We start from the raw sequence: 12,379 nt of genomic DNA, 5'->3' as shown, positions 1-12,379 counted from the left end.
TGTAACGATACCAGATTCTCTTTCAAGTGAAATTTCAATTCTTAGCTGACAGGTGACTAAATTTGGCCATTCCTGGTATCTATGGAACAAGTTTACATTTTGGGCGGACTTAGATCCGCATTCGGTAGTTTTGGCGGAACTCTCAAAGATTTGAGTGCCGTAGACCTCGGAGTCGAAGTTTCAAAAGCGACACTTCAAAAGACTGGCGTGGATCCTTCCCTCATTGAAGAAAGTATTTTTGGAAACGTTATCCCTACAGGCAAAGACGGAATCTATTTAGCACGACACATTGGTTTGAAAGCAGGAGTTCCGATTGCAAGTCCTGCACTCACTCTCAACAGGCTTTGTGGTTCTGGAATGGAAGCTGTCATCCAAGCCGCCAAAAAAATTATGTTAGGTGAAGCACATACAGTTCTTGCTGGTGGTGTGGAATCTATGAGTAACGCACCTTATGTGGTTAGAAATGCAAGATTCGGAGTTCGTTATGGAAATACTGAATTCGAAGATTCATTGGCAACTGGTTTAACAGACGTATATGTAGAACTTCCTATGGGTATGACTGCTGAAAATTTAAGTGACCAATACAAAATTTCCAGAGAAGAACAAGACCTTTGGGCCGCGACTTCGCAAGAAAGAGCAGAAGAAGCTACCAACAAAGGAATTTTAAAAGATGAAATTCATGCCATCACAATCAGTGGAAAAAATCCTATTGTCTTTGATAAAGATGAATTCATCAAAGGAAAAGCGGGAGCTACAAAACTAGCAACCTTGAAACCTGCTTTCAAAAAAGACGGAACTGTCACAGCGGGAAATGCATCCGGTATCAATGATGGTGCTGCTGCATTGATTGTGGCTTCCGCATCCCAAGCAAAAAAATTAGGAAAGGAACCATTGGCCATTGTGAAATCATGGGGTCACGCAGGTTGTGAACCAGCAAAGATGGGAATTGGTCCGGCAGTGGCAATCCCTGCGGCTTTACAAAAAGCAGGACTTAGTTTAAAAGACATTGGTTTATTTGAAATCAATGAAGCATTTGCAGCACAGTACTTAGCAGTTCAAAAAGAGTTGGGTCTTGATCCAAAAATTACGAACGTAAATGGTGGGGCTGTTGCGATTGGTCATCCACTCGGAGCTTCTGGAAGTCGTGTCACATTGACATTGGCACTAGAGATGCAAAGACGAGGAGTGAAATACGGTGTCGCCTCACTTTGTATTGGTGGTGGCCAAGGAATTGCAATCGTTTTAGAAAATCCAAAAGCTTAAAACAACAATGTATTTACTACTTCCGGGTCGTCACCATTTACTGACACGGTACCAAAAGGAATACCTGAACCGCTTGGTGAAGGATGGCCTCTCGGAAGTAAAAAACCATTTGGGAAATCCTCTACAAATTTCAGAGTTTCCCACTGCTATTATTTTCGCAGTCACTTCCGCCAATCATAACAACACAAGACGAAACCCTCTCCCACTTTACCAACGTGCTATGATGATCCAGGATTTTTCTAGAGATTTAGAAATTCCAGTTTTTGTGATCCCTATTGATGACATTGGTCAATCACCTAACTTTGCTTCGTATACAATCAAAAAAATTGAAGCAGAATCGGAAATGTTACTCAACCTAAATCCTATGAACACCGCTGTACTTTGTTCTACACCGGTTCTTAAGTTATATTCTGGTTTAGGATTTTCGATCCTACCTGTAGAACGAGTTCCTGGTAGAGAAGAAAAATTTAGCACAAAACTCCCTTGGGAGATTTTGGAAGATTTGGCTACCAATGGAAAAATGGATCATCAAACAAAAGCGGATTTGGTTTCTTATATGGATCCGGCAAGTATTCGTTTGTGGGATGTATATAATGTTTGGGATAAAATACAAATGTTGTTTTCCGATTCACTAATTGGTGAAGACGGAGATCTTACTGAGTCTAGAGATTATAATACTTATGTTCGAGAGATGGATTTAATCGCCGAACTAAAGTTCAATGAAACAAAAAACTATATTTTGCCGGGACGAATTGGGGACATTGGCTGTGCTGTTGGTTCTTGGATTAAGTTGGCTTCTGAAAAATCCAATTTGTTTGAATCCGATTTTTATGGAGTAGAGATTGCTAGGCAACTTTTCCAAGTTTGTGAACAAAGAAAAGAAAACGGAGAGTTTCCCAACCCAAATGTTTTTTTCTTACGGAAAAATGCGGTCAGTGGCCTTGTTTTCCCAGCGGGAACGATGAATACCATCCATTCCTCTTCCCTCACTCATGAAATCGAATCCTATGGAAATCGAGAGAAACTTCTTTCGTTCATTCAGAACAGGTATTTGGAACTGGCGATGGGTGGGGTTTGGATCAACCGTGATGTTGTAGGCCCGGAAGATAAAGATAGGGAAGTTTATGTTTGGTTTCAGGATGCAGACGGAACCAATTTAGGACAAAAACCAAATTCCTATCCCAATCTCAAAGAGTATTTGGATTCCTTATCCACGAAAGAAAGATTTTTCCGATTTCAATCCGACTTTCGAAAGGAAGAAGGTTATGTGCTTAGGACTGAAGTCTTTTCCGTCGATGGTATAGAATACTACCGTATGAAACTAGCCGATGTCTGTGAATTTCTCTCCAAAAAAGATTATACCGACAACTGGGAAAGTGAAATGCACGAGTCCTTTTGTTTTTGGAGTTTTAGCGATTGGAAAGTCCATTTGGAATCTGTTGGGTTTCAAGTTTCGCACCAGTCCCATTCCTATCGGAATGAATGGTTGGTTGAAAATCGATATTTGGGGAAAACTAAAATTTTTACATCGTCAAAAGACATTCCAAAATCGCAGGAAGATTTAATTCCCCTGGAATTTCCTGTCACTCATATGTTAATTTTAGCGGAAAAATAAATGCAATCGGAAGTTAGGCGAAATCTTGAAAAAATCCGAGCTGTTTTTCGTAATAATTATTTATTAGCAGAACTAGAAGAATCAGAAAGAGAAAACCTAATTCCATCGATCGAAGTGCGTTTTGTTCGGTTAGGACAAAATTTAATCAAAGCAAACCAAATGCCGGAGTACATTCATTTTGTATTAACTGGTCGGTTTGGTATGAAACAAAACAAAAATGAAAGCCATTTCGGTAGGCATACCTTTGTCGAAGTGGGTGAATCTATTGGTGAAAGGATCACTCTCACAAAAACTCCACCAAAAAATGATTATTATGCTCTTGAACCTTCGATTGTTTTATTACTTCCTACATCTCGTTTTTTAAAGTTAGTTGATTCGCATCCGGAGATTGCTGAAAAAGCTAAACATAGAGAAGAAGAACAAGAAAAGTTTTATTATGTTCGTAAACTAAGTTTTTTCGAAGAACTTTCTCCAGAAGAAATCAAACTCATTCTAAAATCCATCCAACTGGCAAAAATCAAACAGGGTGATTTTATTTTTGCAGAAGGAGAAGATGGAGATGCCGCTTACATTGTTCGATCAGGAAAAGTCCAGATAAGAACAGAAAACCCTAGGAAAATTATCTCGATTATGCGGTCGGGCGATATTTTAGGTGAGATTGCCATTTTCAAACAACAAAAACGTTTGGCAAGTGCAGTGGCGTCGGAAGATTCCGAATTATATAAAATCCCAGGCTCTGTATTCAGAAAAGTTATCGGCGTTGAAAAAGGAAACAAGTTAGAAGAAATTGTTCAGTCGCGACTATTACGTTATTCGACTTACAAAGCCAAAGAAAAAGAAGAAAATTCAATCCGCCCTTTTGTTTCCAAACGTTTTGAATTTCGAAAAACAACTAAGAAAATATACATTGAACAAGTAACAACGGATCAAGTTACATTGGTTGGACTTGTTTGTAGTGAACTTGCTTTAAGAGCCTTTGATAAACCACTACCAACAAACTGGAAAATTAGAATCAAAAATGAATTAACCAGGAATATAGTTCCTGGTATTTTTGAGTTAGCTATTGAATTAGAAAAATTAGGATTTTTAACCAAACAACAACAACTATCACCTGAACAACTTTCCGATTTAGAAAATCCTGTTTTTATTACTGATGATGAAACCATTCCCTGTTTGTTATATTTATACGAACCAGAATTAGATGCCGTTCTTATTTCTCATCCGATCAAAGGAGTTTATGAACTCTCAATCTCAGAGTTTTTGAAAATTTGGGATGGGGTGATTTTACAATTTTCACCAGCTCCTGCGGCCCTTTCGGCCGATGTTAGTTTGATAAGTTTTTTTAAAGAACTTCGGATGTTGTTTAGTCCTAAAAAAAGAGAAATACGTTGGATTTTGGTCGCAACTTTATTATCAGCAATTTTAACTTTGTCCTTACCGTATTTAGTTCGTCAGGTTGTCGACCAGGTACTTGTTTTTTCTGATCGTAACTTTTTATTTACCTTGGTGTTTGGAGTAGCATTAGCCGTCCTTTTCCAAACCTTGTTTTCTTTATTCCGCAACTTAATTGCCATAGGGCTTATGCAAAGTTTGGAGTATAATTATTTTGTTCGTTTTTTCCAACACATTCTAAACTTAACCTTACCAGAATTTCGAAAATTTGAAACAGGTGACTTTACCCAAAGATTAAAAGAAAACCAAAGAATTTTGGAAATCACACAGAGATCGGGTCTATTTTTAATTTTAGATTTAGTAACCTTACCAATTTATCTTTTTATTTTATTTAGATTGGATAACTCTTTAACATTTGTTGGACTCTTTTTTCTAATTGTTTATTCGTTGTTTGTTGTTCGTTCGAGCGCAAAAATAAAAAAATTACAAAAACATAGTTTTGAATCCAAAAAGAAAACAACTTCATTTTTCCTTTCATTGTTTGCAGGGATGCCACTGATCAAATCCGCTGCAATGGAAAGTCGGTATCTTTCAAAAGGCCTTAATGAAATAGCTAGAACCATCCTTACCAATTTAAGAGTGGGGAAACGAGTCCATGTATTGGAACTCGTGAGTAAGTTTTTTGAACAAATGGGTTTGATCGCGGTGATTACTTTCGGTGTCAGTGATGTTTTAGATGAATCATTAAGTTTAGGAAGTTTTTTAGCATTTTTAGTTTTGTATTCACTCCTAATGGAACCAATAGTCAGATTATGCCATGTTTATGAGGATTTGAGTGAACTACGAGAAGCCAGGATGCGACTTACTGAAATTTATTCACTTCCTGGTGAAATTGTCAGCCAACGTCCGTTTGGTGAACTACCGAGATTATCAGGGAAAATTACTTTAGATCATATTAGTTTTCGATATTCAGAAACAAGTCCAGAAATATTATCTGATATCAATTTTGAAATTGAAGCGGGAGAAAAGATTGCCATTGTCGGAAGAAGTGGTTGTGGTAAGTCTACGCTTATGAGGATTCTTATGGGAACTCTCACTCCTACGAAAGGGAAGGTATTTGTAGATTCTTTTGATCTTTCTACCCTAGATCCTGAAGAAGTAAGAATTCAATTTGGGGCAGTGGAACAAAACCCTATACTTTTTTCAGGGAGTATCACTGAGAATCTTGCGAAAAAAAATCCTTCACTTAATTTAGAATCATTGTTAGCTGGTGCAAAACTTGCCTCAGTAGATCAATTTGTTGAAAGATTTCCAATGAAATACGAAACAAAAATTGGGGAATCGGGAATTGGGCTTTCTGGTGGACAAAGGCAACGTTTAGCCATAGCTCGGGCTCTTGTAACAAATCCAAGTATTCTATTTTTGGATGAACCAACTTCAGCACTTGATTCAGAAACAGAATCTCATATCCAATCACAATGGGAAACTGTATTTCAGGATAGAACTGTCATTCAAATTTCTCATCGGCTTCATAGTACAGTCAGTGCAGATAAAATAATCGTTTTAGATGAAGGTCGAGTTGTTGAGATGGGAACTCATGCTGAGTTAATCACTACCAAAGGTTTTTATTACCATTTGTTTCCTACATTAAGCGAAGGGGATAAAGATGTTTAAAAAATTTAAAAACATAAAAGAAACAGATTCTAATTGGGAATCTCGACACTCTGCTTCCTATTATGATGAGTTATTGAAACATCCTGCACCCAATTGGGAGAGGAAGGGTATTTACCTTATAACTACATTTTTTATTTGTTTCATTCTGTTTTTAATTTTTGGAAGAGTTGATGTTGTTGTGGAAGCAACAGGTTCCATTCGTCCAAAAGGTAACTATTATATGGTAGAAGCTTTGGAGACGGGAACACTCACTAATTTATATGTGAAGTCAGGGGATTTTCTTAAAAAGGGAGATCCCATTATGGAGTTAGAATTTTCGGAACAACAAATTGAATTATCTAAGGATACAAATAACTTAGATTATGAAGAAAAAAAATTACAACGCCTCATTCGTAACAAAAGAGAAGCAGAGAAAATTTTAAAGAATCTAGCTTATAATTTAGAAAATAATTCTGGATCAGCTTTGTCGGGTGGTGTTTTGAATAAATTTGTAAATCTTAAAAAGGCATTTATGGATTTTCAAAATGGAGTTGGTGCTAAGTTTATTTACGATCAAAATTTATTAGAGTTTAATGAAGAATTTGGAAATCTAAAAGATGAAATCCAAAGAGAAGAAAATGTGATTTCTAGTCTTAGAGGTGATACAAAGTTAAAACGAGAAAGAGTTGCGAATGCCATCATTCGTATGCCTTTTTCTGGTATCATTGGTGAACTTTCTGTTAATAACGTTGGGCAAAATATCATTCGTGGACAAACTGTTGCTTCATTAATGGAAGAAGGTCAACCATTAGAAGCAATCGTAGAAGTAAGTAGTAAAGACATTGCTGCTGTTCGTATTGGTTTGAAGTCTGTGATTAAAGTAAAGGCATTTCATCAAAATGACTTTGGCGTTGTGGCAGGAACTGTTTCTCAAATCATTCCTAATACAACAGACAAAGATTCTTTTTCTGTTGTATTGATTTTAGGAACACAAGATTTAAATCAAGATGGAAAGGAATTCCAGTTGTTTCCTGGCCTAAAGGTTGTTGCGGATATTGTAATCGATAGAAAAAGTATTTATCAAATTTTGTTTCGTTATGCTGATCCTAGGAATTAACTTTGAAAACTGTAAAAGAAATTCCTAAAGTTATCTCCGATGATGATTTTTTATCTACCTTATCATCAAATGATTTAAAAAAATTTTTAGGTTTATTCGAATTTAGATCCTTAGTTGCAAATGATAGAATCGGTGCCAGCGAGTTAGAACCAACACCAATTCTTTTTTTAGAAACAGGAAGGATTCAGGTAAAATTAAAAATCAATGAAAAGGAATTATTAATTAAAACATTAACGGAAGGTTCGTTTTATGGAGTATCCGAATTATCATCCGATTCTCTAAAAAAACAAATTTTTCAAGCAGAAGAAAATTCCAAAGTTCGAGTTTTATCTTCTAATTTGTTCTTAAAGTTTATCGAATCCGATAAACAAAGAAAACAATCCTGGAATGAATATAAAGAAAATGTTCAACTTCGCGATGAATTAAGAATACATCCTTATTTTAGAAAACTTTCCAATTCAGAAATTGAAGATCTATCAAAGATATTAGTAAAACAAAAAGTATCTCCGGGGCAAATTTTAATCAAAGAAGGAAGTAAAAGTTCATCTTTATTTTTTATTCGATCGGGTCGATTTAAAGTCACTAAGTCTACTTGGCAAAAAGACTATTTTTCCTTTGTAGAAGCTGGGTCTGTGTTAGGTGAAATGGGGGTTTTGGAAAAAAAGGCAAGAAACGCCACTGTTACAGCCGTAGAGGAAAGTTTTGTTTATGAACTATCTTCCAAAGATGCAACAAACTTTTTTAAAAAGTCTGAAAGTTTATTAATTACCATTCGTTCTATTATGAGCGAAAGAAAACTAAATCTTGGTGATGGTTCCGAGGAAGATAAATTCGAAACATCATCAATATATGAAGAAGATCAGTTTCATTTTTTACCAAAACAAAAAATTTCTCCTCCACTTAGAAACCAAATTCGGTTTCCGTTTTTATTCCAAGATGGCAAATCACAATCGGGAGATGCTTGTCGTAAAATGTTATTTCGATATTGGGGATACTCTTTTGCGGATTACGACGCAGATCCTTCTTTTCCAGATTTTGATCCTGACATTCGGCCAAGTCATTGGAAAGGTAGTTTTGGAGAATCCAAAGGTGATTGTTACTTTGTAAACTGGAAAGACCACGAATCAGAATTAAATAACAATCCAACTATCAATTTTTTTGAAAATTCAAAGTATATAATCTTAAAGTCCATTGGACCTAAAAAAGTTTTGATTTTGGATCCAGAGTTTGGCGAGATCAGTCTTTCTCGTGAAGAATGGGAAAAAAAATCTTCTAATGTTGTTATCTATTTTGTTCCTAAAGTCAAACCAGAACAAAACTTTGAATGGAAAAATAGATTTTTTTCCGGACTGGCTGAGTATTTTTTACCAGCCATCAAATATTTAAAAGCCGGTATTGTTGCAAGTTTTGTAATTAAAGGTTTGGAAGTATTCATTCCATTAATCAACTTATATTTGATTGATGCAGTTCTTTTGAAAGAAAACAAAGAGTTTTTTTTACCTGTAATTTTAGTTGTAGTTCTTCTTAGTTTCTCACAATCCTTTCTTGCCTATTTCAGATCCAATGTAATTTTTTTTACGAGCAATCGAGTGAATCAAACAATCGCAATTCGATTTTTGGTAAAATTGATTTCTTTACCGATTTCATTCTTTGAAAGGAACAGAAAAGGTGAAATTTTGAATCGTTGGGAAGAAATAGAATCTGTGATTTTATATTTTTCTGATCAAGGAGCAATGAAGATTTTTGATTTACTCTTTAGTTCTTTAGTTTTTATCATTTTTCTTTTTCTCTCTCCTTTGTTGTTATTAATTATTGGTTTATTGATTTTACCGGAGATGTTGATCCTTCGTGCGTTTGTACCAAGGATTGTTGAAGAAACAAAAAAAGAATCCTTAAAAAAATCAGACACCTTGAGTTATTTCATCGAAACCATCAATGGATTTGAAACTATAAAAAATTTAGGTGCTACATATTCTCATCGTTGGGATTTTGAAAAAAGACTCACCACACAATTGAATTCAGAAGGTAAAAAATTATTTTATTCAAATTTGCTTTTTACTAATACTGAGTTTTTTAAACAAATAACTGTAGTTATTGTTTTATTGGTGGGAAGTATTTTGATTTTGAAAGATCAAATGACACTTGGAACTTTGTATGCCATTATTGGACTTGTTGCTTACATTCGAAATCCAATTGTTTCTTTGTATGATGATTTTTTGAAACTTCAAAAAGCTAACGTATCTTGGAATCGGTTACGTACTTTTGAATCTTTGGATAGTGAAATTACTGATAGAGATAATTTGTTTAAGGTAGACTTACCTGAAGTTAAAGGTAATATCCAGTTTAAAAATTTAAGTTTTTCTTATGATACTTTAAAACCTGAATCGGGAATCCGTAATTTAAATATAAAAATCCAAGCTGGTAAAAAAGTTGCCTTTGTTGGTCGGAGTGGAAGTGGAAAATCAACTATATTAAAGTTGATCCTTGGATTGTATAATCCACATGAAGGGGAGATCATCATTGATGATGTTTCTTTGGATGAGATTTGGCTCCCTAGTTTACGAACAAAAATTGGTGTCCTTTTTCAAGAGAATCCGCTCATTGCGGGAACAGTCAGAGAAAACATTTCGATCACGAAACCAGAAGCAACTTTAAGTGAAGTGGTTGAAGCCGCCAAACTTGCTTGTATTCATGATGATATCGTCAAACTTCCGCTTGGTTATGATACGGAAATTTCTGAAAGAGGATTCATTTTTTCCGGTGGTCAAAAACAAAGGGTATCTCTTGCTCGTTTGTTTTTGCAAAAACCGAGTGTACTACTTTTGGATGAACCAACCGCAGCTTTGGACAAGGAAACTGAATCCCGAATTCTGTCTCATTTGAATTCTGTGTTTGCAAATGCCACTATCATAACAGTGGCTCACCGATTGGATACAATTCGTAATTATGACCAGATTTTTGTATTGGAAAGAGGAAAATTAGAGGGTAAAGGCACTCATCGAGAGTTACTTTCTAAAGGTGGAATTTACCAATTACTTCATTCCAAACAGGAAGCAATCCGATAATTGATTTAGTGATTCGGTTTTATTTACTTATATTTTTCTCTTCCTTTGTCATTTTGCCAATTTCCCAACTTTGGCCAGATGCTGTGGATTTTTATGACTTACCAAAGTTAGTTGGTGAAAAGTCATATGAATTAAAACTCAAGGAAATGGAAATTGAACGTAAAAAAGTGGACGTAGACTCCAAAAGTTTACGTTATCTACCAGCTGTAAATATTGACCATTCTCCTTTTTTTGAGGCATTAAGGGGTGATGGTTATAATAGAAAGGGTTGGAGCACGTCTCTGAATCTGAATTGGAATTTTCAAGAACAAGGTAATACCGTTCTTACCAATATGATTTTAGAATTAGAATACGAACGGTTGTTATTGGAATATAAGGCCTTATACCAAAAGGAATTATTTGACCAAGCCTTTCAATATGCTGAAACCCTAAAACTTTTAGCTTTTTATAATTACGATTTTTCGAATGAGTCAGGTGCTGATAAACAATTCCAATCGGTTCAAAAACTTTATAAACAAGGAATCGAATCTTATTTAGTAACTCAGAACTCTAAAGTAGATTATTTCTTTTACAAATACAATGTCACTAAATCTAGGTTGGACCAACAAAAAAGTCAGTCGGTATTTAGAAGAAAATTTCTTTTGAAAGATGTGGTTCTAAAACCAATTCCGGAACGAGAATATAAAATTCTGCCTTTAGACTCTACTTTAGCAGAATATGAAAAGAATCTAACTGATTTGAATTTTGATCTTATATTAACTGTGAACCAAGTTAAAATTTTAGAAGTCCAGAAGCTAGTTCGTTTTAATGAACTTTGGGTGCCTGATTTTTTTGTAAATGTTTACAACCAATCTAGCAGAGAATCTTTTTCTGGACTTAGTGGGACATGGACAAACTCCATGGAACTCTATGATTATAGTCGGAATGATTTTAGTAGATATGCAAGATCATCTGACGCGGATTTTGATGTTGGTGGTAATTTTGGATTTAGATTTCCTTTGTTCAATCGTTGGTTGTCTAAAAATGAATATGATAAGTCAAAAGTTGAAATCAAATTAGCCAAATCCCAATCCCAGTTTTTAAGAGAAAACACCGGTTTATACCTTTTTGAACTCATCCAACAACATAATAACTTAGTTGAGTTGTATGATATTTCCCGTGAAAGCAAACGTATCGCGGAAGAAAATTATCAAATTATGGAAAAAGCATATAAAACTGGATCTGCTTCTGTGATTGAATTACAAACGGTTGATAGGCGACTTCGTGATGTGATGCGAAATGAAATCCAAAATCGTTACGATCTAATCCAACTAAGATTACAAATTGGTCTCCTTTTGGGAGACACTATGAAGTTTCTAAATAACTAAAGGTCTGTTGGTCTAGTTTGGTTTTGTTCTGGATTGAAATCAGCAATTCCGCATCTTTCTCTTTTCCATTGTTTTAGAATTTCATCCGATCTTAACTTATTCTGATATTGAATGTATGGAGTGGTAAGGATTGGTAATAAAAATATGGGTGAAAATGCAGAATTCAAAAGGGAAAGTGTAATGACTAGTCCCAAAGTGAGTAAATTTTCATCAAATACTTCTGTAACTTGCCTTTTGGTTTGGTAATAATAGGCTAAACATTCTTCCGTATTGTTAGCAGGATGAAAAGGAATACTAACACATCCAACAAAACTAAAAAGATTTAAAATTATAATGATTCGGATAAATTTTGGATACATGTTCTAACAGCTTCTAAATTAGTTTCTTCAATCATACGATGAAAGTTCCGCACTTTATAAAATCCGTATATAGATTCATTTGCCTTTCCTGTTTTGGAAATGGTCTCCTCTTTAACAATCGATTTGTTTTTATATAATTTATATTTAAATTCAACATTGTATTCTGCTTCTCTATGTTGGAGAGGCCAAATTCCAGTGAATGGATAAAGAGCAGGCCAGGTGTACCACCAATTGTATTTGTCTTCGTAATGGGTTTTCATTTCTACATCAATAGTATAAAAATTGGTAGTAGTTTTTGGGTCTATTGTTGTAACTACATCGGGAAAAATACCTGAGGAGGTGAGTTGCCCTTTGAGTGCCATGCGCCATGCATCGGTGTAAACTCCACGATCAGCAGAAACAATTTCAAACTTACCAATTACTAATGGGAGATTCGTTTGAGATCTGTTTAAGTATCCATTTGGTGATGGTGGTGGAACCTGACGCAAATCAACAGAACAATGGATAAACAAAAGAAATAAAAGGTTATAAACGAATGGTTTCATTTT

8 protein-coding genes are annotated in these 12,379 nt (G+C 35.0%); 6 read left to right on the top strand and 2 right to left on the bottom strand.

Annotation, left to right across the window (positions count from 1 at the left end; translation table 11 throughout):
• The first annotated feature begins 81 nt into the window (after positions 1-81).
• From EHQ16_RS04555 to EHQ16_RS04530, 6 genes are read left to right on the top strand one after another with little or no spacing between them, the layout of a single operon-like run.
• Complete coding sequence (locus tag EHQ16_RS04555) at positions 82-1,263, top strand: acetyl-CoA C-acetyltransferase (protein WP_135635236.1); 1,182 nt, start codon at positions 82-84, stop codon at positions 1,261-1,263.
• Positions 1,264-1,270: 7 nt separating this feature from the next.
• Complete coding sequence (locus tag EHQ16_RS04550) at positions 1,271-2,878, top strand: transferase (RefSeq protein WP_135635238.1); 1,608 nt, start codon at positions 1,271-1,273, stop codon at positions 2,876-2,878.
• A complete protein-coding gene (locus EHQ16_RS04545) occupies positions 2,879-5,944 on the top strand; it encodes a peptidase domain-containing ABC transporter (protein ID WP_135635240.1) in 3,066 nt (1,021 codons plus the stop codon).
• Positions 5,937-7,040: a beta-barrel domain-containing protein gene (locus EHQ16_RS04540; protein ID WP_135635242.1), complete on the top strand. Its 1,104-nt coding sequence runs from the start codon at positions 5,937-5,939 to the stop codon at positions 7,038-7,040. The genes EHQ16_RS04545 and EHQ16_RS04540 overlap by 8 nt, the downstream gene beginning before the upstream one ends.
• Before the next feature lie 2 nt (positions 7,041-7,042).
• Entirely contained in the window at positions 7,043-10,105 is a 3,063-nt protein-coding gene (locus EHQ16_RS04535; protein WP_135635244.1) for an ATP-binding cassette domain-containing protein, read from the top strand.
• Positions 10,106-10,113: 8 nt separating this feature from the next.
• Positions 10,114-11,472, top strand: coding sequence for a TolC family protein (locus EHQ16_RS04530; RefSeq protein ID WP_409035588.1), 1,359 nt, complete (start codon positions 10,114-10,116; stop codon positions 11,470-11,472).
• Here EHQ16_RS04530 and EHQ16_RS04525 read toward each other — a convergent pair.
• Together EHQ16_RS04525 and EHQ16_RS04520 are read right to left on the bottom strand one after the other, a co-directional pair.
• A complete protein-coding gene (locus tag EHQ16_RS04525; protein WP_135602050.1) occupies positions 11,469-11,831 on the bottom strand; it encodes a hypothetical protein in 363 nt (120 codons plus the stop codon). The two genes, EHQ16_RS04530 and EHQ16_RS04525, sit on opposite strands and share 4 nt — an antisense overlap.
• The gene (locus tag EHQ16_RS04520; protein ID WP_135635246.1) at positions 11,801-12,376 is read right to left on the bottom strand and encodes an LBF_2127 family putative lipoprotein; all 576 of its coding nucleotides are present in this window, start codon (positions 12,374-12,376) and stop codon (positions 11,801-11,803) included. Before EHQ16_RS04520 ends, EHQ16_RS04525 begins: the two co-directional genes overlap by 31 nt.
• Positions 12,377-12,379 lie beyond the last annotated feature (3 nt).

This window comes from Leptospira kanakyensis, assembly GCF_004769235.1.
GTDB lineage: Bacteria > Spirochaetota > Leptospiria > Leptospirales > Leptospiraceae > Leptospira_A > Leptospira_A kanakyensis.
This window is presented reverse-complemented; position numbering and strand designations above follow the sequence as displayed.

What these genes read in the sequence shown, in the direction of transcription:
- EHQ16_RS04555 (WP_135635236.1), top strand. Translation starts at nt 82, where the DNA reads ATGGAACAAGTTTACATTTTGGGCGGACTTAGATCCGCATTCGGTAGT.
- EHQ16_RS04550 (WP_135635238.1), top strand. Translation starts at nt 1,271, where the DNA reads ATGTATTTACTACTTCCGGGTCGTCACCATTTACTGACACGGTACCAA.
- EHQ16_RS04545 (WP_135635240.1), top strand. Translation starts at nt 2,879, where the DNA reads ATGCAATCGGAAGTTAGGCGAAATCTTGAAAAAATCCGAGCTGTTTTT.
- EHQ16_RS04540 (WP_135635242.1), top strand. Translation starts at nt 5,937, where the DNA reads ATGTTTAAAAAATTTAAAAACATAAAAGAAACAGATTCTAATTGGGAA.
- EHQ16_RS04525 (WP_135602050.1), bottom strand. Translation starts at nt 11,831, where the DNA reads ATGTATCCAAAATTTATCCGAATCATTATAATTTTAAATCTTTTTAGT.
- EHQ16_RS04520 (WP_135635246.1), bottom strand. Translation starts at nt 12,376, where the DNA reads ATGAAACCATTCGTTTATAACCTTTTATTTCTTTTGTTTATCCATTGT.